Source organism: Parabacteroides vesiculifaciens, from assembly GCF_049860805.1.
GTDB lineage: Bacteria > Bacteroidota > Bacteroidia > Bacteroidales > Tannerellaceae > Parabacteroides.
This window is the reverse complement of record NZ_CP187555.1, coordinates 4,619,354-4,644,598: the sequence shown is the minus strand read 5'-3', so window position 1 is coordinate 4,644,598 and position 25,245 is coordinate 4,619,354. Positions and strand designations below refer to the sequence as shown.

At 51.3% G+C, this 25,245-nt stretch carries 19 protein-coding genes; 10 read left to right on the top strand and 9 right to left on the bottom strand.

Annotated features, from left to right (window positions below):
- The first annotated feature begins 48 nt into the window (after nt 1-48).
- Nucleotides 49-954, top strand: coding sequence for a site-specific tyrosine recombinase XerD (gene xerD / locus ACPYIV_RS18580; RefSeq protein ID WP_293731844.1), 906 nt, complete (start codon nt 49-51; stop codon nt 952-954).
- On the opposite strand, the gene ACPYIV_RS18575 is transcribed toward xerD, so the two are convergent.
- Both ACPYIV_RS18575 and hflX read right to left on the bottom strand, forming a co-directional pair.
- On the bottom strand, nt 951-2,948 hold the full coding sequence (locus ACPYIV_RS18575) for a DUF4954 family protein (protein WP_293739387.1): 1,998 nt from the start codon (nt 2,946-2,948) through the stop codon (nt 951-953). The two genes, xerD and ACPYIV_RS18575, sit on opposite strands and share 4 nt — an antisense overlap.
- Nucleotides 2,945-4,156, bottom strand: coding sequence for a GTPase HflX (gene hflX / locus ACPYIV_RS18570; protein ID WP_425884540.1), 1,212 nt, complete (start codon nt 4,154-4,156; stop codon nt 2,945-2,947). Before hflX ends, ACPYIV_RS18575 begins: the two co-directional genes overlap by 4 nt.
- Before the next feature lie 372 nt (nt 4,157-4,528).
- Here hflX and ACPYIV_RS18565 point away from each other — a divergent pair, with 372 nt between their 5' ends.
- From ACPYIV_RS18565 to ACPYIV_RS18545, 5 genes are all read left to right on the top strand, one after another.
- Nucleotides 4,529-5,386: a helix-turn-helix transcriptional regulator gene (locus tag ACPYIV_RS18565; RefSeq protein ID WP_007558946.1), complete on the top strand. Its 858-nt coding sequence runs from the start codon at nt 4,529-4,531 to the stop codon at nt 5,384-5,386.
- Between the two features lie 105 nt (nt 5,387-5,491).
- Nucleotides 5,492-6,352, top strand: a complete 861-nt coding sequence (locus ACPYIV_RS18560; protein ID WP_004295489.1) for an RteC domain-containing protein — start codon at nt 5,492-5,494, stop codon at nt 6,350-6,352.
- A 398-nt stretch (nt 6,353-6,750) separates the two neighbouring features.
- The gene (locus ACPYIV_RS18555; RefSeq protein ID WP_004303820.1) at nt 6,751-7,062 is read left to right on the top strand and encodes a helix-turn-helix domain-containing protein; all 312 of its coding nucleotides are present in this window, start codon (nt 6,751-6,753) and stop codon (nt 7,060-7,062) included.
- 3 nt (nt 7,063-7,065) lie between these two features.
- Entirely contained in the window at nt 7,066-7,392 is a 327-nt protein-coding gene (locus ACPYIV_RS18550) for a helix-turn-helix domain-containing protein (RefSeq protein ID WP_004295487.1), read from the top strand.
- Between the two features lie 135 nt (nt 7,393-7,527).
- Nucleotides 7,528-8,541, top strand: a complete 1,014-nt coding sequence (locus tag ACPYIV_RS18545; protein WP_004319206.1) for a PDDEXK nuclease domain-containing protein — start codon at nt 7,528-7,530, stop codon at nt 8,539-8,541.
- Nucleotides 8,542-8,604: 63 nt separating this feature from the next.
- Here the strand turns inward: ACPYIV_RS18545 and ACPYIV_RS18540 are convergent, their stop codons facing one another.
- The 5 genes from ACPYIV_RS18540 to ACPYIV_RS18520 all read right to left on the bottom strand — a co-directional run bounded on the left by ACPYIV_RS18540 (nt 8,605) and on the right by ACPYIV_RS18520 (nt 19,098).
- A complete protein-coding gene (locus ACPYIV_RS18540; protein ID WP_425884528.1) occupies nt 8,605-14,727 on the bottom strand; it encodes a helicase-related protein in 6,123 nt (2,040 codons plus the stop codon).
- Entirely contained in the window at nt 14,714-15,163 is a 450-nt protein-coding gene (locus ACPYIV_RS18535) for a DUF1896 family protein (RefSeq protein WP_004295482.1), read from the bottom strand. Before ACPYIV_RS18535 ends, ACPYIV_RS18540 begins: the two co-directional genes overlap by 14 nt.
- 143 nt (nt 15,164-15,306) lie before the next feature.
- Complete coding sequence (locus ACPYIV_RS18530) at nt 15,307-17,406, bottom strand: type IA DNA topoisomerase (protein ID WP_004319201.1); 2,100 nt, start codon at nt 17,404-17,406, stop codon at nt 15,307-15,309.
- Nucleotides 17,407-17,421: 15 nt separating this feature from the next.
- Nucleotides 17,422-17,637: a hypothetical protein gene (locus ACPYIV_RS18525; protein WP_004319199.1), complete on the bottom strand. Its 216-nt coding sequence runs from the start codon at nt 17,635-17,637 to the stop codon at nt 17,422-17,424.
- Between the two features lie 3 nt (nt 17,638-17,640).
- Nucleotides 17,641-19,098 carry a DUF3945 domain-containing protein gene (locus ACPYIV_RS18520; protein ID WP_007558960.1) on the bottom strand — a complete coding sequence of 486 codons (1,458 nt, stop codon included), beginning with the start codon at nt 19,096-19,098 and terminating at the stop codon, nt 17,641-17,643.
- Nucleotides 19,099-19,410: 312 nt separating this feature from the next.
- Here ACPYIV_RS18520 and ACPYIV_RS18515 point away from each other — a divergent pair, with 312 nt between their 5' ends.
- A complete protein-coding gene (locus ACPYIV_RS18515; RefSeq protein ID WP_007565622.1) occupies nt 19,411-20,529 on the top strand; it encodes a tyrosine-type recombinase/integrase in 1,119 nt (372 codons plus the stop codon).
- 111 nt (nt 20,530-20,640) lie between these two features.
- On the opposite strand, the gene erm(F) is transcribed toward ACPYIV_RS18515, so the two are convergent.
- On the bottom strand, nt 20,641-21,441 hold the full coding sequence (gene erm(F) / locus ACPYIV_RS18510) for a 23S rRNA (adenine(2058)-N(6))-methyltransferase Erm(F) (RefSeq protein WP_002682030.1): 801 nt from the start codon (nt 21,439-21,441) through the stop codon (nt 20,641-20,643).
- Nucleotides 21,442-22,081: 640 nt separating this feature from the next.
- Entirely contained in the window at nt 22,082-23,371 is a 1,290-nt protein-coding gene (locus ACPYIV_RS18505) for an IS1380-like element IS612 family transposase (RefSeq protein WP_005815306.1), read from the bottom strand.
- A 131-nt stretch (nt 23,372-23,502) separates the two neighbouring features.
- On the opposite strand from ACPYIV_RS18505, the gene ACPYIV_RS18500 reads away from it, so the two are divergent.
- The 3 genes from ACPYIV_RS18500 to ACPYIV_RS18490 all read left to right on the top strand — a co-directional run bounded on the left by ACPYIV_RS18500 (nt 23,503) and on the right by ACPYIV_RS18490 (nt 25,170).
- Complete coding sequence (locus tag ACPYIV_RS18500; protein ID WP_425886536.1) at nt 23,503-23,910, top strand: SMI1/KNR4 family protein; 408 nt, start codon at nt 23,503-23,505, stop codon at nt 23,908-23,910.
- Between the two features lie 67 nt (nt 23,911-23,977).
- Nucleotides 23,978-24,601 carry a hypothetical protein gene (locus tag ACPYIV_RS18495; RefSeq protein ID WP_009132149.1) on the top strand — a complete coding sequence of 208 codons (624 nt, stop codon included), beginning with the start codon at nt 23,978-23,980 and terminating at the stop codon, nt 24,599-24,601.
- A 77-nt stretch (nt 24,602-24,678) separates the two neighbouring features.
- Nucleotides 24,679-25,170 carry a hypothetical protein gene (locus ACPYIV_RS18490; protein ID WP_004326133.1) on the top strand — a complete coding sequence of 164 codons (492 nt, stop codon included), beginning with the start codon at nt 24,679-24,681 and terminating at the stop codon, nt 25,168-25,170.
- Nucleotides 25,171-25,245 lie beyond the last annotated feature (75 nt).

Below are 25,245 nucleotides of genomic sequence, written 5' to 3'. Positions count from 1 at the left end.
CGTTCATAACAAACCATAATTCATAATTCACAATTTATAATTCGTTTCATGCACCAAGAGAATGACAAAATAGAACGATACAAAACGTATCTCCGTTTGGAAAAAGCGCTCTCAGCCAACTCCATCGACGCTTACCTGACAGATCTCGACAAACTGACGAACTTTGTCGAAAGTGAAGGCAAGAAGTATGCGGATGTCACATATGACGACCTGCAGCAGTTTGTTGCCCGCTTGCGTGATATCGGCATCCACCCACGCTCGCAGGCAAGGATCATTTCAGGGATCAAATCTTTCTACCGATTCCTGTTCTTAGACGATTATATAACAACCGACCCGACCGAATTGTTAGAATCTCCCAAGATCGGCTTGAAACTTCCTGAGGTTCTAACGGTCAACGAGATAAACAGCATCTTAGACACGATCGACCTGACGTTGCCGGAGGGACAACGGAACCGGGCGATGCTCGAGGTCTTGTATAGTTGCGGGCTACGCGTGTCGGAACTGGTTTCGCTGCGCTTCACGGATGTTTATTTCGACGAAGGATTTATCAAGGTGGAAGGGAAAGGGAGCAAGCAACGTCTGGTCCCCATCTCGGGAACGGCCATCAAGGAGATCAAAAACTACCTGTATGACCGCAACCACGTTCCGGTGAAAAAAGGATTTGAAGATATCCTGTTCCTGAGCCGGAGGGGAACGGCTTTATCGCGGATCATGGTTTTCCATATCATCAAGCAGCAGACGGAGATGGCAGGTATCAAAAAGAACGTAAGCCCGCATACGTTCCGTCATTCCTTCGCCACCCATCTGTTGGAAGGTGGCGCCAACCTGCTCGCGATCCAGGAGATGCTTGGACATGAGAAGATCACCACCACCGAAATATATACACATATCGACCGCCAGTTCCTCAGGAAGGAGATACTGGAGCATCACCCACGCAACAAATCGAGGGATTAGAGCAAAGGTGTCATACGCCGGATCAGTTCGTCTCCCAAATCACGTTTGACAACAATATGTTCTTTGACTGCCGTGACGAAGGGGTTATTTTCGAATGCGCCGCGTACGCCTTCAAAATCTTCCAGCTTCTCCTTATCCGAACCGTCCACACCGAAACCGGTCATGAAGGTAAGGGAGAATTCTTTCTTCGCATCTTTATAAAGCAGGCTATCCAACCCGATCACGGAATCCTGCCAGCGACGGACAAGATCGATGATCTGTGCTGCCGATATGGACGACAGGTCCACGTCATAATATTCCTCCAGCATATCATAGGCCCATGTCCATTCCATATCATAATAAGAGGCGTGCATCGTTGCAAAAAAACCTTCTATCGCGTCAAGCGAGTCAATCTCACCCTCTTCTATCCTTTCAATCAGCCTGTCCAATTCCTCCCGTGGAAGGATCAGCCCGGCAAGATCCAGCCATTCACCACGGCCGGCCGGAGAGGTCGGTTTCAACTGTGCCCAGACTTCATCCATAGAGCGGAAATCCGTTCCCTCCAGACGTTTGATCAGGGAGTTACCTAAGAATTTATTGATTGCCATTCCATAGAGGCCGAGGGCCGTACGCAAAGAAGAACCTTTGATACGGGTATTCTGGTAATAATAGACTTCGGACGTCTCGCCCACCAGATCCTGCAGGTTCTTCAGGATTCCGACAGCTTTCATCATCTTATAGATGGTATACGGGCTCAGCAGATTGAAGTTGATCATATCCAGGCGCTCCGGATCGGTACGTTTATCACGCTTAGGCCATTTCTGGGCGTCACGGATCGTTCCGACGCTACGCAGGTTCACACCGGGCACCAGATACGTTTCATCGTCTTTCTCTATCAGATAAGAAAAAGGCATATCCGATGTATCGCTATGATGGTGGTGGCGTCCCATTACCAGGGAGAAAGCTCCGACACGTGCTGGCCACAAAATATAGGAATCGCTGGTCGTCTTGGAACCCCTCTCCACTATTCCCTGGTGGATAGGCCCCAACTTGTACATATGGTTACTCTGGTTCGAACCGCTTCCGGCATTCAGGAACGAATACATACCGGCTATCAGCAAGCTGCTCTTATGCATCGACACGGTAAAAGGTCCTGCAAAGATGGCACAGGCCTCCCCGTTCTCAAAAGCGCAGTTGCTGAACAGAAGGGAATCATGTGCAGAGAAATTATGCGTCACATGACACGCCTGCCCGATAAAGCAACGGATAATCTTGGCGGCATCGGCAACGACCGCCCCAGAAGAGATGATAAAATCCTCCGCGATAACGCTGTCGCCTATATAAACCGGGGCATTTTCATTGCTATTGACCGTGCCGTTATCGAGACGGGTACAGTTTTCGACCGTCGCATAATCTGCAATCACCGTATTACGCACAGTCCCGGTATTGATTATTTTCACGTGGTTGCCGATAAAGCCATAGCTACCAGTCGCTCGATGAGCAAAATCGGCAATCATAGCCTGCAAACGCAGTATTAATATCGGCCGATGGCGGTACAAAGCTATAAGGTAGGCCAATGATGCGGATAAGCCTTCATAAATAGGCACTTCACGGCCTCCCGTCTCATTCAGGACAGAGACTTCGACATTGTTCCCGAAAGAAGATTTTCCTTCCACATACATTACGTTCACGTTCTGTATGAAGCAATCATCGCCTATGAAATAATTAGAGATATAATTGTGCACATTTTCAATCAGCGTATTATCTCCGATCTCGCAATTATGCAAAGTCGCATTCCGGATGCCGCTATGCTTCTTCACCCCTCCCGGAAGAGTAAACTCCTTTTCAAAAAGGCCCAAAGCCACATTCCCTGAAAAATGGACGTTACAAACGTGTTCGGCATAAAAAGGGCTGGCGACCTTTACGTTTTGCCAATTATCGGCCGTACAACCGTTTATCTCCAAATCCACAATCTCGTCCGATTGCAGATGCCTTAAATAATATCCTTCATTCATTCTTCATCATATTGTTGGAAAAGAAAATCATTATAAGGGAAACGGGTAATGTGGATCTGTTTCACCCGTTCGTATAACAGGGCTTTGAGTGCATCGATGTTTGTCCGTTCCTTAGCCGAGATAAAGATGCAATTATCCTGCATCTTGTTCATCCAGGTACGTTTCAGTTCGTCCAGGTCGATATTCTCACGTGTACGCGGAGTCAGGTCATCCTCTTCCTTCGGGACAAAAGTGAAAGCGTCGATCTTATTGAATACCATAATCATCGGCTTCTCCGTCTTGTCGATTTCGGTCAAGGTGCGGTTCACCACCTCGATCTGTTCCTCGAACGTCGGATGGGAAATATCAACGACATGCACCAACAAATCCGCCTCACGCACCTCATCCAGAGTAGACTTAAAGGATTCGACCAGTTCAGTCGGCAACTTACGGATAAAGCCGACCGTGTCGGACAGCAGAAAAGGCAGGTTGTCGACAATCACCTTGCGTACGGTCGTATCGAGAGTCGCAAACAGTTTGTTTTCGGCAAAAACTTCGCTTTTACTAAGCTGGTTCATCAACGTAGACTTTCCTACATTGGTATAACCGACCAGGGCCACACGAACCATCTTTCCGCGGTTCTTCCGTTGCACGCTCTTCTGCTTATCGATCTCGACCAGATCCCGTTTCAGCTTGGATATTTTATCTAAGATAATACGTTTATCCGTTTCCAGCTGCGTTTCACCCGGACCACGCATACCGACACCACCGCGCTGACGTTCCAAGTGTGTCCACAAACGGGTCAGGCGGGGTAACATATATTTATATTGCGCCAGTTCCACCTGTGTCTTTGCATGGGCGGTCTGTGCACGGCGGGCAAAGATATCCAGAATCAGATTCGTACGGTCCAGAATCTTCACCTGCAACTCTTTCTCGATGTTACGCAATTGCTTGGCGGAAAGTTCGTCATCGAATATCACCAACCCGATCTCATTCTCCACCACATATTCCTTTATCTCCTGTAACTTGCCGGAACCGACAAAGGTCACGGAGTTCGGAAAATCCAGTTTCTGATAAAAACGCTTCACAGCCTCGACACCTGCCGTATCGGCCAGAAAGGCCAATTCATCCAGATATTCTTTCACTTTCTGTTCATTCTGTTCAGGGGTAATCAGCCCTACGAGAACAGCCTTTTCTGTCTGTGCTTCAGATATAATAAATTCTTTCATACGGCAAAGATAGTAAATTCAATTATTTTGTTATATTTGATGTAGTCTGAAGGTATTTAATTGACTACAAATAGATTAAAAGAAACTCGCATGAGAATGGGCAACGGATAAGAAATTGGTAAAGTGCTTTGATACACTATATTTCTCATGCTGTCAAACAACTCTTATTTGTTTGCAAATATAATATTATTGCAGGTAATAATCAAAAATAACGAGGTTTATTTTCATTTTTACCTGCTGATATTTGTTCCGGATTATCAGATGCGATATATTTGTAATTAGGATTCGTACCGTGTTCCAAGCGGTTCATAAGTAACGACTTGCGGAGTTTTGGCAACAAGGGGATGCGGCTCCGTTTTATAGAAATGACTTATGCAAACCGACTTATCCATTTACAACAGTCTTCGCCCTTCCTTTATAGAAGGCGTTCACGCCGTGAAGTTCAATGCTTTGTCGGCGGTCATATCGCGTTACCGGGATTATGCCCGCAGTTCCGAACAAATAAAAGCGTACTCGGGAGATTCTCTGCTGATGCGGGACATCGCCTCCTTGCTTGACGAAGCACCCCGTCCCATAACGAGGGAATACCAGGATTTCACCCCGTTCCTGCTTCTTCTGATGCTTTCGGAGGAATTTCATGCCGTCCATTACGTCGAGCGTCTTGTAACGTGGTATTTCGGCTACTGTTGTGTCGATGAACTGCGGACGGTTTGCACCATTCTGTCCGAGTGTTCCTACCCGCATCACGACACGCTGCGGCTGCGGTTCAAGAATTACCTGCGTGAAGCCCGTAAGACATTGGGTATGCCCGTTGAATGTAACGCTGCTGTCATGCTGAAAATGCTCGACGCCTCTTATGAACATCTCACTCCCGCCGATGTCGGGGAGTTCGAGGAGCTGTTGCACCTGGGGGACGATTACGAGTTCATCTCCCGTGTCAAATCGAATTATCTTGCCTCGGATAACGTCACGGAACTCGCCGGGGTTTGCGGGTATTCCAGCACGATTACCTTCCGCCGGCGTTTCCAGCGGGTTTTCGGCTGCTCGGCCTCCTCGTGGTTACGTCAGCGCCGTATCGAACGTATCGGGGAGTTGTTGCGGACGACACACTACACGTTGCAGGAAATAGCCTACATGTGCGGTTTCTCCGCCCAATCCCACTTTACGGACTTTTGCAAGCGGAATATGGGGAGCAATCCCACTTCCATCCGCCAGGAAGGTCGGATCTGACATTAAAATCGGCTCCGTGATAAAAAAACGAAGAGAAAGATAAAAATCGTAATCCGCCGGTTTTTCGATTCGCTAACTTTATACGCGAAAGTAACAAGACGGATTATGATTGCATTTATAGAAAAATTAAACAGCGAAGTCCTGCGGAGTATCGAACGTATCGAATCGCGGGATACCGACGTGTTGAAAAAGTCGCTTGAAGCGTCACGTGTCCTGGGAGAAGCGTTCGACCGTTTGAAACAATATATCATCGGCTACCGTTTTCAAAACGATGACGAGGAAATAAAGTTCTTCAAAGAAATCAAACCTCGTCTTTTTTGCCGTCTGATCTATTACCGCAAGCTCTACAATATCGAGATGAACCGTCCGGTAGGAAGTATCGAGGCACAACGGGAGTACCTGGACGCCCATGTTCGGGCCATCAACGCGTACACGCAGAAACGCCTCGACTTTATCCGCTATTTCCGCAGCGGCGCTACACACCTGGACAGCCTCTATTTCCTGCGCGGGCAGACCGACACGGAGCAATACCTGGAAACCTTCTACTATGAACTCGACCCGCAGTTTTCGACAAACGCGGATTTCAAGGTGGCGAAAATCCTGGCCAACGATATGTTGTCGGTTTATCTTATGGGCGAATTGGAATCACTGGAGAGCACGAACCTCCGGAACATGGTTCTGCCATTGCCTGACGTGCGTCCGACATGGCAGGACTCGAAGACGGATCTGACGGAACTTATTTACCTGCTCGACAGTAAAGGCTGTTTCGGCAATGTGCCACTCACGCAACTTGCCAGCTACATTTCCAACGCTTTCAACGTACACCTCGACATGAACCTTTCGAGGACATTCTGCGATATGAAAATCCGAAACAACCCGACACCGTGGCTTGACAAGGCGAAAGAGGCCCTGCTTAAACGTATGCAGACGTGGAAGCGAAACAAGAAAAACGGCAATTCCGAGTAGAACATGAACCGGTAAAGCACTCTATTTCTTATAGAAGCACTGATAATCAGCGTTGTATATAACAAAAGAACCGAGGTCGGTTTTCCCCCGTAACTCTCGAAAGGAACTTTCCCGAACGCCCGTATTTGCACCCGTATAAGGAGCCGATACGGGTGTTCCGTTGTAGCCCCGTCCGGATTAGAACACCGTTAAGCGTTGAATCACAGTATGCTATCGCATTTCTGCCAATAAAAATACCGAGTACGGGCCGCGGATTTCGGTAAAAAACACTGCCTTCTTCACCGCATGAACCGTTGAGAATCAGTTCACTGCAAATTATCAAAAAAAAGTCGTACCGACCTCGTTTTAAGCTGTCCATATAAGCCCGACCTTTGTAACAGACTAAAAAACAAAGGAGTATGAAAATCATAGTGATCGGTTCGCGAGCCTATAACGAGCTTGTCGGGCGTATAGAGAAAATAGAGGCTGCAATCGCCTCTCTCCCTGAAAAGGGGCGTGCATGGAATAAGGAGTATATAAACGACGAATGGATGGACGGCGAGCAGGTCTGCCGTTACCTGGGCATCAGCGGGCGTACCCTTCAACGCCTCCGCTCGGATCACGTGATCACCTATTCGGCCATCAACCGGAAGCTGTATTATTCCCTCACGGAAATCCGCCGTGTGCTGAAGGAGCGTTCCGTGCGGCGCAAAAACCGACCAAAGGAGTAGGCCATGTTTCTGGATAAGGAATATTTCGACGGATGGATGCAGCGGCTCTCGGAACGGCTGGAACGTATTGAGAAGCTGTGCGCGGGGGACGTGGAGCAACCGCTTTCCATCCTGCCTGACGGGGAGCGTCTTCTGGACAATTACGACCTGTGCCGTATGCTCAATATCAGCAAGCGCACACTCCAGCGTTACCGCACCTCGGGAGAGCTGCCTTACGAGATGATCTATCACAAGACCTTCTACCGGGAATCGGACGTCCTGCGGTTCATCGAGCGTAACTTCAGTAATTTCCGCAAGCTGAAAAAGGATCGTCCTGCCGGTTCCGGTTAGGCCCTGTCCCGAGAGTCCGGCGTCATGGAAAAACGCGGAGATACATGGAATAAGGCACGACAAGGCGGTACAACCGTTCGATATTTGCCGTAAAATCAGTATGTTTGCACTTGGAAGCCTATATAATAATGAACAATGAAAGAAACAGATAAAATATATCCTGCCGACAAAGGGGAGGAAGAGCTGCTGCATAACGTGCGCCATATCTTGCAGGAAGCGCGCGCGAAGGTGATACATCATGTCAATTCGACCCTCGTGAGGGCTTACTGGCAGGTAGGGAAATATATAGTGGAGTACGAGCAGCAGGGAACCGGCCGTGCCGGATATGGCAAGGCTGTCATCAACACCCTTTCCAGGCGGCTCGTGGCGGAGTTCGGAAACGGGTTCACGGCCACCAACCTGCGGTACATGAGGCAGTTTTACCAGTGCTACCCGAAATATCACACGCTGTGTGATAAATTGAGCTGGTCGCATTGCCGCACGCTTCTCAAGGTGTCGGGCGATGCCGCCCGTGATTTTTACCTGCACGAGTGCGTCAAGGAAAACTGGAGTGTCCGGCAGCTCGACCGCCAAATCAACACGCTTTTCTATGACCGCTTGCTGGCCAGCCGAGACAAGAAAGCCGTGAAAGAGGAGATTTCCCGTACCGAACCCGGGCGTGTCGAACCCAAAGAGATCATCCGCGACCCGTATATCCTGGAGTTTCTCGGTATCCCCCAGGGAGAGCATTTTCTGGAAACCGATCTGGAGCAACTGCTCATCAGCCGCTTGCAGCGCTTGATGCTCGAACTCGGGAAAGGCTTCGCCTTCGTCGCGCGACAGAAGCGTATCTCCTTCGACGACAAGCATTTCTACATCGACCTGGTCTTTTACAATTACCTGGCCCGCTGTTTCGTTTTAATAGACCTTAAATCCGGGGAGCTGACCCATCAGGATTTGGGGCAGATGCAGATGTATGTCAATTACTACACCCGTGAGTTGATGAATCCCGGGGATAACCCTCCGGTGGGTATCGTCCTCTGCGCGGAGAAAAACGACGCGGTCGTCCGTTATACGCTGCCCGAAGATGAAAAGCAGGTCTTCGCCGCCCAGTACATGACCTATCTTCCCACGCAGGAGGAGCTGCAAACACTCTTGCAGGAAGTGTGACAACAACGCTCATGGGCATATGAAAAAAGCCGACGGAAATCTGTACTTCCGTCGGCTTTTCGCTTACATCTTAATCCCTTTCTTTGCGGGGCCGTTCTCCGGCGGGCTGCCCACGCCCGCGATCACGATGCGCCCCCCGGAGGCGTCGGCAATCTGCCGCAGCCGGGAAGGAATACGGGCCGCCGTGTTGTCTTCCTTCGGGAGCTCTTCCGCCGTGTCATGCCGTTCCCGGCACACGTCGTTATCCTCCTCCGCCTCCTTTCCCTCGCTCTCTTCTATCGGTTTGAGGCTTTGCTGTATCCTGCGGTCTATTTCCGTCAGGTCAGTTTTCAGGGCCGTCAGTTCGGGCTCCTTGCGCCAGGAACTTTCCACCACTTCCCGCAGGACGGGAATATCTTTCTCCAGTTCCTCGTTCTTTTTCCGGAATTTTTCCAGTGTCGGCTCGATGGTCGCGAGCGCGTGGATGAAGTTCATCGCCGCCAGTCGCGGGTCGGAGGCGATATTCCCGTAGTTATACTGGTATAGATAATCCCCTTCACCCCGGACATAAAAACGGTTCTGCACCAGGTCGAGCCCGTCTTTCCCGGTCGTTTCGCTCTGGACGAGCAGTTCGAACCCGTAGAGGCTCCCGATGGGTTCGAGCCTGTCGAGCGTGCGTGCCGTTTCGGCGATACGGTTGAGCTGTTTCCCGATGAGCTTGGGGTCGGAGGTTTCCAGCCCGTTCAGTTTCACGGGATTGCGGTACGAGCCGTCCTCGTTGAACTCGACGCGGGCCTTGAAGTGTTCCAGATCCTTGCCGATACGCCGTATCAGGTCGTTGTTCTTCTCTATCTTCTCCGTGATCTGCTCCAGCTTGTAGCGGCTCGATGATTTGCCGCGCACGAATGCCTGGCGTTCGCTTTCGAGCGTGGCGATCTTCTTCTCCAGGCGGGCCTTGTCCAGCAGGTCTGTATTTCCCGAGAGGACGGCGACATACTCGGAAAAATTCATGCCGCTCTTCTCGTCGATGGCCCCCTCGTCGATGGTACGGCTTCCCATGTTGTTGGTCTTGAGCTGGCGGATGAACAGTTGCTTGTTGTGCAACAGCCCGAACTTGTAGGCGTCGAGCGACTTCTCGACGGCGTATAATATCACGTCCACCTTGTTGTCGGCATGGAGTTTGGCGATCTCGTTCCCGGTGCGTATTCCCCGCCCGTCGCGCTGCTCCAGGTCGCTGGGACGCCAGGGGCAGTCCAGGTGGTGTATCGCCACGCAGCGTTTCTGCGCGTTCACTCCCGTCCCGAGCATCTCGGTCGATCCGAAGAGTACGCGGATTTTCCCGGCGTTCATACCGGCGATCATCTCCTTGCGCGCTTTTTCCGAGGTCGCCTCCTGGATGAACCGCACCTCGCTTTGGGGTATGCCGTAATCCTCCGCGAGTTTACGCCGTATCTCGGAATAGACGTTCCACCCCGCTCCGGGTTTGTAGGTTCCCAGGTCGGAGAATACGAACTGCGTACCTTTGTACGCCTCGAAACGGCGGTAGTAACCGGCAATCATACGGGCGCAGTGGCTCGCCTTGTTGTCCACGTGGTCGCTGTATAGTTCGGGGTCTATCATACGCATATCGAGCGACATCTTGCGGGCGTAGTCTGTGGCAATGAGCATTTTCGCCTTTTCCTCCCGCTCCGAGAGCGGCAGGCGGCCCAGGAGCGTGGCATCGCCCGATTTGGCGAACTGCACCAGCCGTTCTATGAACTCCGTCTGCTGGGGTGTCGGCGGGATATTGTGCAATATCTCGTTCTTTTGCGGTCGGTCGATCCCTATATCCTCCGCCGAGCGGTAATCTGTAATCTCGGAGTAGAACATGGCCAGTTCGGGAACCTTGATGAAATATCGGAACCGTTCTTTCTGCACGACCTCGTTGGTCACGGAAAACTCGTAGTCGATGGTTTTCTTGGCAAATATGGCCGCCCAGGCATCGAAGGTGCGGATATTCTGACGCTCCAGTTCCTTCGGGCGCAGGTACTTGAAAAGCAGGTACAGTTCCGTGAGCGAGTTGGAGATGGTCGTTCCCGAGAGGAACGTCGCCCCCAGGTCGCGGCCCGTGCGCTGCTGTATGGTACGCAGCGCGAAAAGCATGTTGAGCGCCCGCTGCGACCCCTCGGGATTTCCGAGGCCCGCCACCCGGTCATGCCGGGTCGTGAAAGTCAGGTTCTTGAATTTGTGGCTCTCGTCCACGTAGAGGTGGTCGATACCCATGAGGCGGAAGTCCACGGCGTCGTCCTTGCGTGTTTCCAGCGCGTGCGCCACCTTCTGCAACTTGGCTTCCAGGTTGGCCTTGCGTTTCTGACACCCTTTCATCATGGCGCGGGAAACGTCCCTGCCTTGTGCTTTGAGCACTTCGAGGTTCTCCTCCACACAGTCCAGCTCGGCCTGCAATATCTCCTGCTGTATCTCCGGGGACTGGGGTATCATGCCGAACTGTTCGTGCGAGAGGATCACGGCGTCCCAGTCGTTGTTGCGTATCTCCCGGAAGATGCGCTCACGCTTCCGGGGCGTGAAATCCTCCTTGCCCGGGTAGAGGACTTTGGCCATCGGGTAAGCGGTGCAGAACGTCCGGGCTATTTCATGGATGTTGGCTTTCAGCCCGATAATCATGGGTTTGTTGGCCAGCCCGAGGCGTTTCTTCTCGTAGGCCCCGCAGCACATGATAAGGGTCTTTCCGCCGCCCACCTCGTGGTCGATTATCCCGCCGCCGAGCAGTTTGTCCATCCATATCGCGTCCTTCTGGCTGTCATACAGTTTGTCGATTCCCAGCCCCTTGAGGTCGAGGTCGGGGAATTCCTGGTGCGTCCCGTCGTACTTCGGGCGCACGTAACAGTTGAAAGTACGGTTATAGAGGTCTGTCAGGCGGTCTTTGAAGTCGGACGACTGCTCGCGCAGCCATTCGGGGAAAGCACCCCGGATCTCGTCTATCTTGCTGTTGGCGAGCTGTATGGCCTCCCCGTCACGCACCTTGACCTCCCGCCGTTCGCCGTCCACCCATTTGAGGACGGTCTTGGTGATGTCGGGCGAAGTGTTTTGCAGGGCGTGTTTCAAAAGGTGCAGGCCGTTGTACTTACGGGTCTGCGCGCTGACGGCATACTGCTCCGTGATCTTCACGTTCGTCGCTTCCGCCTTCACGCCGTACTCGTCCAGGTTGGAGGCGAAGGTGATCTTCACCTCCGTATCGAAGAGCGAGGAGGCGAAACGCTCGTAAACACCTTTTGGAATCCACCGTTCGCCCAGGTTGAAGTCCAGGTCGTCGAAAGCGATGGGTTTGGGCGTCGCCTCGCGCAGAGCCTCCAGCGATTCCCGGGCCGGGGCGTGGTCGGGATTCTCCCGCAGGAACGCCTCGATCCGGTCGGCTTTCCCGATGACATTGCCGGCGATGAACTTGTCGGCAACCTCGTAGCCGTCCGTTTCCGGGTTGTAATAGATGCGTCCTTTCAGTTCCCCGAGTATTCCCTCCACGGTAGTTCCCGTGAGCGAGGCCATGTAGTGCGGTTCCACCCGGCCGTACTTGTTCAGGCTGGCCACAAGGGCCTCCGAAGCGTCGTCGGCGTGCGTGATCTCATCGGGATTGAAGGCCACGGGACGCTCGAAGATGTCGGCTTTGCGTGCCTTGCCGTCGATGTAACGCTCCAGCGACAGAATCTCCGTCCCCCGCGCGTCCATCTTGATCAGGTCGAGGTTGCGTTTGTCATTGAGCCGTCCGAAGCGTTCGGTGAAATTGTCGTAAAGCCGGTTGAGCATCTCCCGCAGGGCGGGGTTCGCCGTCAGCGTTTCCGCCTCGTTGTTATAAAGGTGGTAATAGGCATCGCGTATCTCGATATACATGGAGGCTTTCGTCCGTTGTGCAGGCGTGAGTTCCAGCGGGTGGAACATGGGTTGCAGGGATTCAGTCTCCCGCAGGTAGCCGACCCGGTTTTGTCCGTCCGTGACGAGTGTCCCCTCGCGGAAATAGGGGGCGACCTCCCCCTCGAACGGGCGGGGTTTCATATCCGCCTCCCGTATCTGCGGCGTTTCTTTACCGGGTTCTTCCTCCTCCGGATTTTCCGGCGTGTCGAACAAGCTGCCCGTTCTCGGCGTACCGGCGGCTTGTTTTCGTCTGTCTTTCGGGGCTTCCGTCGGGGGGCGTACCGCCTGCCGTTCCCGCTGTTCCGGGGTTTCCTGCTGCCGGGCGCTTTGTCGGCGTAGTTCCGCCCTCCGTTCCAGGGTAAGCGACATCATCATCTCGTAAAAGCCGTTGATCGGCGGGTTGTCCTCCCAGTTCAGGGAGGCATACAAGTCTTCGGGATCACGCTCCGGTGGCGTCGTTTTCGGCATTTCGCTCTTCTGTTCCTCCGGAGAGGAGGCCGGGGCGAATAATGAGGGTTGTCGGGGCGTCTTCCGCTTTGCTCCCCGGCGGCTGTTCCTTTTCTTGGATATACCGAGTTCTGCCTGCCGCCGCTCCTCGGCGCTGAAGCCGAACAGATCGTAGAGCGTCAGCAACGGTTCCTGCTGCACGTTTACCGGTTCGGCAGCTTGGGTGGCAGGTGCGGGAGCCGCCGTTTCCACCGTGTCGAAAAGCGACCCGGCGAAGCCCTCCCGCGGTTTCGGTTCCGTTATTCCGCCCACGTGCTGCACGGGAGTATCCGTCATGCCGAAATCTTCGGGTTTCGGCGGGTGTTGCTCCCACAAGCGATTCTCCCGCTCCTTCGACCAGGCCCCGAAGTCGGCCAGATCCTCCCCGGTCGGTTCTCCGGCGGATGTGGCGGCAGAATCCGGTAACGCTTGTCCGGGTTTGTTTTCGATTCGGGTAATCTCCCCGGTTTCGGTATCGACATGGTAGCCCTGTGCCGCCATTTCGGCGACGACGCGGCGTTTTTCCTCCTCTTCCCGCTGCTGCTGAAGGTTACGGGCATCGGCGATAATCTCCTTGACGATTTCTCCGGCAAGGCGGGGCTCGTGTCTTTCGGCACGCTGGCGTTCCGCCTGACGGGGACGGGACAATTCCCGCTCCGGTGTACCGGGTGTCTGTTCCGGAGCATGTTCCAGGCAATAACTCTCGTTGAAATGCCGGTTGAAATCCTCCGAGAGCATACGCCGCATCTCCCGGTCGATGCCGTCCACGCCCTCCGCGTGGGTGAACTCCATCGCCGGTTTGCCGTAGGGGTCTTTGCCTACTTTGGCCTCGGTATGGATCACCCTGTCGAACGACTGGAAAAGGTTGTTTATCCGGATGCCGTTCGACAGCTTGCGGGATTCGATGAAATCCCGCTGCCGTTCGGACAGTTCCCCCGTGGCGGCTTTCTTTTGCAGGATAACCAGGTCGCTGCCGACCTCCGTCCCCGCGTGTTCTGTAAAGAGGTTGTTCGGCAGCCGGATGGCCGATACGGGCTCGCAGCGGTTCATCAGCCACTCGCGCACGGGGCGTCCCTGCTCGGCGTTCAATACTCCCTGCGAGGTGATGAATGCCACCAGGCCGCCCTCGCGTACCATATCGACGGACTTCATGAAAAAATAGTTGTGCAGCGCCCGTGTGCCTTGCCGCCGCACGGGGTCGGTATGGGTGGAGAAGAACGGGTCGAAGAGCGCCACGTCCCCGAAAGGGATGTTGCTCACGGCCACGTCGTAGTAACCGGCGTATTTGGGTTCGATGCGCTCGAATCCCTGTACCCGCACCCGTTTTTCGGGGTGCAGGTGCTTCAGGATCAACCCCGTGGCGGGGTCTTTCTCGAAGCAGGTGATCTCCGCATAGGGGGCGTGGAAATCCACGGCACTGACGAAAACCCCCGTTCCCGCACTGGGGTCAAGAATACGTTTGGGGACGATCCGCGTGTCCCATATCGCCTCCACGATGGCGTCTGCCACTTTCGGGGGCGTGTAAAAAGCCGTCAGGACGGAGTTCTTGATCCCGTCCATGTAGCGCTTGTATTCCCGTTCGTCGGGGGTGTTCGCCCTGATGACCTCGTGCAACTCGGCCACGAGCGTTGCCATGCCGTCCTTGTCCGGTTTCCCGGTGGGGTTTTCCAGCACTTCCTTGATGGCGCCGAAGCCGCTGTATGCGCCGAGTGTCCTTTCTTCTTCGGGAGTCGGCGCCCGCCGTTCCCTGTCGAGCGTGAAGGCCGTCTTCAGCGCGTCGATATTCTGGCGGAGGTGGGTTTTCTTATTGAATGCCATCTTCGAGAAGTATTTGGACGGTTCCCGTCAGTTCGGTATAGAACAGTTCGTAGTCGGGCGTGTCGGCGAAGTCGTCCGTGAGGTCGTACTTCTCCAGCACCCCGCGGCAGAGGGGCAGCAGGCGTAGAGCCGCCTGCCGGGCGGTATCCTCGGGAATCTCCGCCTCGAATTCCCTCCAGAGGATGTTTACCAGCGTGTTGTAGGGTGAAAAGTGCAGTCCGCGGCAGAGTTCCTCGCGGGCAATTTCTTCGGCCTCGATGTGGTTGCAGCCCGAACGGATCGCCTCGCTGTACGCTTGGGCGGCGCTGTCGGCCCGCTCGGCGATGAACTCACTTTCGGCGATGAGTTCCGGGTGGCTGTCCTTGAGGTAGGATAGTAACGAAAGTCCGTAATAGGACAATTCCCCCGTGGGGGTATGGTGTTGCTTGTCTGGCATGATAAGAATTTTTAGTGGTCGTTGATAATCGGGGAAGAGAAAGGCGCCCCGGGTTCCCACCCGAAGCGCCGACCACTGAAAAAATCCTTATCAAACAAGCGTATCTCGTTATGACAGGTCTTTTCCAGTGGCAAAGGTAACGATTATTTCCGTTTGTTCCTCTTTCCCTGCCTGGGAGTATCGCGCGGTTCGAAAACGAACGAGGTCTTGAACTGGTCATCGAGCGTGAGGGCCGCGTCGAACGTTCCGCCGCCGTTTTTGACGAATCCCCGGATCGTGCCGGTTTTGCCTTTGGTCAGCAGTTCCGCGAGCTGCTTGTCGGTCAGCTCCTTGCGGCCCACGGTTCTCCATACGGTCAGGCCGCAATCGGGATTCTGACACTTGGCGAGTTTGGGATAGAACACCACGGGCCTGCCGCAACGCGGGCAGGCTGTGTCACTCTCCGCGCCGTCGATTCTTGCTTCCAGCAGTTCTTTGGCGATTTGCGAGGTGAAGACCTCGATACCGCGATGGAACGTCGGGGCGTCCATCTCCCCGGTGGCGATCTTCGAGAGGGCCAGTTCCCAGCCGCCCGTCATGGCGACATCGGCAATCTTCTTGTCCCTGACCACGGCATACACGGCCAGTCCCTTGTCCGTGGGTACAAGCGACTTTTTCTCTCGCCTGACATACTCGCGGGCAAAGAGCGTTTCGATGATGGCGGCACGGGTGGCGGGCGTGCCGATGCCGGCATCTTTCATCGCCTCGCGTTCGGCCTCGTCGGACAGTTCGCGTCCGGCGGTTTCCATCGCCGCCAGCAGGCTCGATTCCGTGTGAAGGGGGCGCGGCCGGGTCTGTTTCTGTTCCGTGCCGCATCCTTTGACGGGCAGCTCGTCGCCTTGCACGATGTCGGGAAGGAGGGTCATGTCCTCCTCTTTCTCTTCGACAGGTTCATTCAGGACGGCCCGCCAGCCCGTCTCGACCATGATACTGCCGCGGGCCGTGAAATCATGTCCCGCGCTTTGCAGGGTAAGGAAAGTGTTTTCTTTCACGCAGGCCCCGGAAAAGGTTTCGAGCATCCGCCCCGCGACCATCTCATAGACGATGCGGTGGTCGGCATCCAGTTCGGAGGGGAGGTTCTCGGTGGGAAGCAGCGCGTGGTGGTCGGCGATCTTTTCGTTGTCCACGCTTCGGCGGGAGAGAGATGCGGTATCCATCCTGCCCGCGTATTCCGCGAAACGGGGATAGCGTGTCATGTTCCCGATGAGTGCCGGAATCTCCTCGGCCACATCTTCCGATATATAGCGTGAGCCGGTACGGGGATAAGTGATGAACTTCTTCTCGTAAAGCGACTGGGCGATGTCGAGCGTTTTTTCTGCCGAAAAACCATACCGGCTGTTGGCCTCTTTTTGGAGTGTCGTCAGGTCGTACAAGAGAGGCGGCTGTTCCCTGGCCTCCTTGCGCTCCACGTTCACGACGCGTACCGTTCGGACGCCGATAACTTCGGCGCGGGCTGCTTCCGCCTTCTCCCTGCCGTCGAATTTCTCCGTGGAGAGGACGGTGAACTCCGTGCCCTCCTTTGCCGTGGAGAGCTTCAGCCGGAAATAGGTGGCGGGCTTGAACGCCTTGTTCTCCAGGTAACGGGAGCAGATGATCGCCAGCGTGGGGGTCTGCACCCGTCCGAGCGACCAGACGCCCCGCCCGGCAGCCACGGCAAGCGCTTGCGAGGCGTTGATACCGACGATCCAGTCGGCTTCGCTGCGGGCTTTGGCCGAGAGGTAAAGGTTGTCGTATTCGTTGCCGGGGCGGAGGTGTTGTAACCCCTCGCGGATGGCCCGGTCGGTCAGGCTGCTGATCCATAACCGCACGAAAGGGGTGCGGCATTCCAGGTAAGAGTAGATGTAGCGGAAGATCAGCTCACCTTCACGCCCCGCGTCGGTCGCGACGATGATGCGCTCGGCCATGCCGAACAATTCCCGGAGAATACCGAGCTGCTTCACGACACCCGGGTCGGCCTTATACTCTTTACCCTCCCGAACCTGCCGGGGCAGGAGGATGAACGATGATGGCAGGATAGGCAGGTTTTCCCGGCGGAAACCCGCGATGCCGTACTGTTGGGGCATTGCCAGCCCGACCAGGTGGCCGAAGGCCCAGGTTACGGCGTAGCCGTTTCCCTCGATAAAACCGTCTTTACGGTTCGTGGCTCCCACGATGGCGGCGATCTCACGCGCCACCGAGGGCTTTTCTGCGATAATTACTTGCATGATGATTCGGATTTTTCAGTGGTTGTTTTCTTGTAGTTCTTCTTCTTTCTCTTTTTCCGGACGGGCGATCAGCCGGCGGTCGTAATAGACATGGTTGCCGTTCCCGTCGTAATACTGCCGTCCGTCGTCCGCCTCCTCCGGGGGGCTGCGTTTACCCGGCCGGAGGTACAAGGCGGCCAGCGCCGCGATCAGGAGCGGCATGGCTCCGGCCTGCATGTAGAACCATTTCATACGTTATACCTTGACACCTTTGGAGTTGCTCTTTTTGCTGCTGCGGTAATTTTTCTTCTGCGTCGGGGTGGCTTCCTGCTGTCCCTGCTTGAGCGGCTCTTTCACACCTTTGACCGCTTCGACGGTCTTGCCCTCGGAATTGACGGCGACCTGGGTACGGCTTTCAACGGCGGGTTTGACCTCCGCTCCCTGCCGTTTCGCACGGTCGGGATTCCAGCGGAAGAAGTCCATCTTGTTACGCTCGAAGTTGGGCTTGACCCAGGCGTTGAACGGCTCACCCTGCCCGTCCTTGACCATGCCCTTGATGTAGAAAGCCTTGACATCCGCCCGCTTGGAGGGATCATTCACCGCTTCCGTCCACTGGTCATAAGCCTCTTTGGGCACGGAGGCTTTGAGGATTGTCCGGTGAATCGTGAGCGTGGGCTGTCGTTCGGAGGCCGTAGTTTCCTGCCGTCCGTTTTTCTCGGCGGCCTTCTGACGGTAAATCTCCTTGTTCTCCTGGGCGTAGCGGTTGCGATCCAAACCGTCGTAGGTAAAGGAATAGTTACGTTCGGCCGCGTCGATTTGGATATAGGCATCCCGCTTATAACCCGCGCGGGTGGTATATCCTTCGAGCAACACCTTGCCGCCGCCGTAGAAATCCATCTGCTTGCCTTCCGAGAGGTCGGCCTCCTTGATGCGGGCACGTTTTTCGAGTAGCGAAACGGGCATGGGTTCCAGCGTGTTCGTCCATTTGTCTATCGACACGTAGCAGGGCGTGAGCTTGCCCGGCTCCAGCTCCAGGTCGATCACTTTCCCGGCGTGGCGGGTGTTCATCAGGTTCGTTTTCGCCTCCTCGTCGAGCAGCACCCCGTGGAAGGGGGCGTCGAGGTCGGGCCGTTCCTGCCAGTAATGCGGCACGACGCGCAGCGAGCCGTCCGCCTGCTCTTCGAGCGACACGCGCCCTTTGGTGGAAACACGCATCCCGTTCTCCAGTTCGGGGTTCATCTCCACCAGCCCGTTGGATTTATGTCCGTAAGACATGGCTTTCAGGTGCGGCTCGATGTCCTCCATGCGGATACCTTTCTTCTCCATATCCGCCAGGTCTATCTTCGTGACGTCCAGCGGCTCGAACTGCCGCTGCTCCTGCGTCTGGAGCCGTTCGGAGGGGTCGATACGGTAATTTTCCAGAATCTCCGGGTCGAAGTCGATGCGGATAAGTTTGTTCAGGGCATTCTCCGTCATGACGAAGATACCCGTGTGGACGGGGTTCTGGGCCTGTTCCATGAACTTTTTGAAGAAGGCTTCGAGGGCTGAATCCTGCGTGTTCACGTTCAGCAGGCTCGCCACGTTCTGATCCGTGGGGTCGGCGGTCTGGATATTGCCGTCCCGATCCACGCCGGTAACGGCTTGCAGTCGTCCGTCGTCGGCATTCTGAACGAGCATGACTTGTTTAGCGTCGTTCTTTACGTTTTCGTCCATAATTACGAGTGTTTTTAGTTAGCACCAATAGCGATGCGGGAACGAAAGTAAGGGGAACCGGCTGAACGTAAAAGAGTTGGAAAGGCAATGGAAGCATCGGGCACAGAAGTGGCCGCTTGTGGCGCAGGGCAGAGGAAATCGGAGAAACGGAGTGCCGGGAAGGACGGATTTGGCAGAGGGTATTTTCGTGGCTCCTCACCTTATTGTCAGGTAGTCGGGATCTATTGTTAAATGTCAATAAAGCGCATGGATAACCCGTGTTTTTTTATAAATTTGCGAAAACGGGTTTCAATATCCGACAAAACGTGAGGCATGGAAATATATACCCCAAAAACCAAGATCAAACTTTCTCCGGTGATAAGAAACGGGAGAGAATTTGTCGAAGTGACTTTCGGTAATGACAATGACATCCGCTTGTCGCTGTCGAAGGAAGAAAACGTACTGCTTGTCGGCGGCAGGGCTTATCTGCCGGCAGAAGATTTCGTGCTTGCCGAGTTCTTCGACCGCTATGTGAAAATGGCGTTTATAGACTATTCTGCCATCAAGGAAACCGCCCCCCGTAAAGAGGAAGACAAACGGCCGCCACTGCCGGAAGGCTATCTGGAAAAACTTCAGCAAGTGCGTTACAGTGACCATACCGTAAGGGTATATACCTCCTATTTCCGCGATTTCCAACAGCATTTCGAGGGGCGTAAGATTGAAACGGTTACCCCCGGCGAGATAAACGACTACCTGCTGTATCTCATCCACGAGAAAAACATATCCTCCTGCCAGCAAAACCAGCGTATCAACGCCATCAAGTTCTATTACGAGAAAGTTCTCGGTCAGGAACGGCGGTGTTACAAGGTGAACCGTGCCAAACGGGAGAAGACGCTGCCCGACGTGTTGAGCAAGGAGGAAATAAAGAAGATACTCGACGCGACGGTGACAGACCTGCGCTTCTTCTGCATGTTCTCCATACTCTATTCCGCAGGATTGCGCATCAGCGAACTGCTGGAACTGAAACCCGGCGACATCAACGAATCCCGCTCCCTGATACGGGTGCGGCAGGGTAAAGGAAAAAAAGACCGCTACACCCTGCTATCAAAACCGTTGATGAAAAAGCTGACGGAATATAACAGACTATACAAACCGAAAGTGTGGCTCTTTGAACACAGACCGGGCGAACCTTTCACCGAGAGTATCGTGTCGAAACGGCTGAAGGCAGCGGCCCGGGAAGCGGGAATCACGAAACGGATTTATCCGCACCTGCTGCGCCATTCGTTCGCCACCCACTTGCTGGAGCAAGGAACCGACATCAAGATTGTGAAAGAGCTTATGGGACATAACAACATCAAGACAACGGAAAGGTATGTCCACATAGCCGACACTTTCAAAAGCAATATCAAAAGCCCGTTGGACGATCTGTTGATGGAGGAAGACGAGGTCTGATACTTAAAGAAAATAACAGCCAAATCGGCTGATAGTATAACGTTATGCGGCAGCTTAAAAAAAGACGACACCAAACCAAAAAAATCATCTTGACAACCACCCGACTTTGAACTACGAAGGATGAAATTTTTCAGGGACAACTTCCAGCATTTCCAAAAAACAGTTTAACCATTGACTTGGAGACAAACAAACAATTTGAGCATTAAGGTTTAAACCGAATTTTTCCGAAATTGACCTGACCTGACTTTTCCTGAAAATCGACTTTAAAGCTGTTTTTACAGATAAATCAGGTTTCTCTAACAGACAGGAAATAAATGCTAAGTATTTGGCTTTAAACTTAAAATCAAAAAATAAGTGTTTTCTTTTAATGTTTAACAGGGCTGATTTGACAGTTGGCGGTGGCAAGAAACTTTCAGGACCTACCTCATAGACAAGTTTCAAATCAAAAAAAGTATGATAGAAAACGGTATATGGATTGTAAAGCTTCCTCGAAAATAACTTTTGTGTAGGTTCTAATTGAAGGACAATGGAACCTCCCAGAAAATTTCCAAGACTCTCAAACATCAGGATTTTGAAAATATCGGAAGTAATGCCATAAGGAATATTTGACACCACTTTGAAAGGAAATTTCGGAACTGCAAAATTCCTAAAATCACAACCGACAACTTGAACATTTCGGGCATCAGAAAATAATTTTCGTAAATGTTCAACCAAAGCTGTGTCGTTTTCAATAGCAACAACATTGTTGGCGATTTTTAATAAATGAACAGTAAGAAACCCCTTGCCTGCCCCAATATCTAAAACCGTATCCTGATTACTTATATTTGCTTGTCTTATTGCATCTTTTATTAGCACTTTATCAATAGTAAAGTGCTGACCCGTAAAACGAACGGGCAATTTCTTTTTTGTCATTAGTAACTTCTTACAGGTGAATACTTGAATTCAAATCACAGAGAAGTGAATAGACAGTATTACCCGACAGAGCAACTACGACAAAGCAATGCCATCAAAAAAAATGACAGCACACACAAAGCATAGACTGATTGTCTTGCCCTAAAAGATTGATTGGAATTTATTCAGGACTGCCTATCACTTAGATAGAAGTCCAAGGTCTGCTGAAATACATAATTCAAAAATTGAAATTGCTTGACTGCAAATTTAGTAACTTTGCTTGACAAATTAACGAGAAAGAAGAGAAAATGAAAGCCGACCGCATAACATCACCTATACGCAAGCAGGGGGTTCGTGCTTCGTAAGACAGGAAAGTGGTAAATTTAAAGTTCAGTTCATCGTAGGTAGCTTAGTGGTAAAAATCCCTGCCTGCGTATAGCTGCAAACCGTTATCCGTCAAAATAAAAAATAAAATGGAACTTGAATTTAACCCTAAAATCCGCAACTATCATCCAATACACGATTAAGGGTAGATTTATGAGTCGTTAGTAGTAGCTTTCAGTAAAAAGCAACAGCACAACATCAATATGTAGCCAACATCCCCTTACCCCACGATGCGACTTGAGGTAATACGCAGATTCTAACCGGAAAGAAAGGATTCTTATCCGAATTCTGTTTTGAAGGGTTTTGCATAAGCGCGGTTCTCTGTGTAGATATTCAGCACGTATTGCCTTGCAGTCATGATCCACTTGGCAGGTACGGAGATGAATCTGAAGACAAAAGCCTTTATGCGACTCGTTTTCTTGAGCCCAAAAGCCTTGGTGTCAAGCCTGCTCATGATGGTCTTGTAGAAATTGTGTATCAATGCAGTAAGCAGAAGAAAGACAGTATTCTCCGCCATGAATGACTTGGGGAGCCTGCTCCAACCGAATCCGTTGTTCATGTCGTCAAAGATACGTTCCTTGCCGCCACGCAGATTGTAGAATTCAACAATGTCCCTTGTCGATGACTTGTAATCGTTGGTCAGAATACAACGGTAAGTGTATTCGCCTTCCCATAGGTCAAGGTCGCCACTGTTGCGTCTTTGTCTCTGGATGACAAGACGATAGCACTTGCCTTCCCATTTCTCAACGAGAATGGAATTGAGTTCGAACTGGATGCCGTTAATCTCCTCCGTCTTCCATCCTCTCAGAGCAAAGATGTCATTGTAGAGCGAACTGCATCGGTTGGCACGGATGTAGAAATGTTTGCAATGCTTCTCTATCTCACTGACGATTTCCTTCGAGCAGGAACCGCAGTCTGCCCTGAAGCGATTTACACGGATGTTCTGGGATTCCAGAAGAGCGAAGAATCTCTTATGGGTGTCTGCCTGATGAAAACGCACATTCGTGTTGCCATCGCTGTTCTCGATATAGACTATCTTGTCACCGATAACATATACGCCAGGCCTGTAGCCGAGGAACTTTTTGTAGGTCGGTTTTGCATCATACTTCTCCGTTTCAAGAAACTGATGGTCAAAGTCAACATCGTATTCCTCAATTTCCTTCAACTCGCCTGTAGAAACCAAAGCGTTTATAAGCAATGTGTTGAGTTTGTCTGCAGTATTGAAATCATAGGTCTTGCCTTGGTCGGAAGTATAGGAGATGTTTTCCTGTGTCAGTTCCTTGATGGCTCTGAGGATGGTATCAGAGCTGCATGTACGAAGGGTAGGATGATACGAGAGATGGCGCATCAGTTGTGACGTTACGTCTTCCACGCATGAGCCGCCACAGAAATAAACGCTCATCAGCGAACGGACTATCTCGCTGAACTGATATCCGATGATACTGCGGCATCTCTGACCCAGTGTTGAGTCGATAACGGGTGAAAGCATGGAGTCAAATTTCTCCATGATTGAAAAAATTCCTCCAAAAGGTGTGAGTTTCTCAGATTTTATTTGTACCTTTGCCATGCCTTGTTACGATTTTCGCTTGTTTTCTAATTGCAACACTAAGATAAGTGAAAAATCTGACACGGCAAAATCCTGGGCAACTTTTTGTTGCTCAGGAACTTATAAATTAATTTAAATCAAAGTTTTGCGGAATTAAGGTTAACAATAAATCAGAATCAATTACAGCTAAGGATATAGCTGATGTTGAGCGGAAAAACAAATTTATTTTCCCGCAGGAAATCAAATCGTTCCTTCTTGCCAATAACGGAGGTCAACCAAATAAAACGATATACACTCAAAATAGTCAGGATTATGTGGTGGATTTCTTTCTGCCCATAAAGTCCACAGAATTTGAAGACTTGACGTATTCGGCGACAATAACTGATTTGAGTGATATAATCCCGAATACTGTAATACCATTTGCTATAGATCCATTCGGCAATTATTTCGTTTTTGACAAAGCTGAAGGTAAAATCTATTTCTTGGAAATGGAAGAAGTAGCTCTTTCCTTATTGGCGAGTGATTTTGAATCGTTTATTTCATCATTAAAAAAGGAATGAGACGGATAACAAGCGGATCAATCTCATTTAATGATGATTATCCACCAGACATTATTCGCAAAAACAAATGGAAGAAAAAAACTATATATCAAACTTTGATTGCTCGCTTTGGCAAATTGATGATTGGGGACTATATACAGCCAAATCTCCTATCTATATCAATTCTTTGGGCAGCGATTTTAATGTGTGGTTTGATGTGGACGGCGAGAGTTTTCCTACCGACAAACAGCTTGTTGCATGGGCGGGATTTTGCAATATTAATTCAAATGAAATAAAAGAAATGATGATTGACGGTCTTACAAAGTTAGTAGATAAAATGGATGTCTTGCCAAATGATGTAGAGCCGGAATTTGGTCCGATATATAGACCTATGGCGATTTCGAGAAATGCCAAACGCTCTATTGAAGCTGTAAGACATAGTAGAAAGACATTAGGTAAAGTGGCAAAATCCACCTTAAAATGCAATTCGGTTGTTGTACCGTTACAAGATAAAGCTCCAGTTAGATTTATTGTAATGAACTTTGAAATTGGTCGTCGCCCTTATGAAATGGAAGCTGTTTTTTGTAATGAAAAGATGCTTATGGTCGGTGAAAACTCTGGCATTTGGACTCGCCTTGAATGGATAAATGAGTTTAATGTTCCAATGTTTAATATTGGAACGGCATTACATCCATATTGGCGACCCGAATAATATGCGAATAACATGCACCTGTTCCGCCTAACGGCGGCAAGCTGCAAACCATTATCAGTCATTAAAACCAGTAGAACATGGGAAAGCAATTTGAATTCTATTCGCATAAAAATGATGATGAGATGATTGCAAATACGCTTAGAAGTGTATTTGGAGAGTTGTTGTGTGTCCCACATTATAAAGGAGATTTATCTCCTTTTGACATTTGTGCTAATGACCGGAAGATGTATTTGACCGGAAAATCTTTCCAACAATATATATCATATTATACACATGAATATTATGATGGAACAACAGCTGAAGTATTGGACTATGTGAAAAGTCCAGTTTTAGAATATAGAGTTCCTTTTCAAAGGGAAGATATGGCATACATTGCTGGACGTTTTTATTGCTGTTCTGATAATAATGATTTTTCTCAAATGGTTTCCAAGTTTTTTCGTAAAATCAAAAAGAAATTTCTATACGTGAAATTTTGGAAGTGCTATATATCAAACAGCATAGATGTGGAAGCATCTCAATTCTTTATACCGAATAGAATAATTACTATAAATAAAGAAGATTTGAAATAAAAGTGACTGATAACAAGCACCTGTGCCACCTCACGGCGGCAAGCTGCAAACCATTAGTCGCTTGAAAAATAAAAA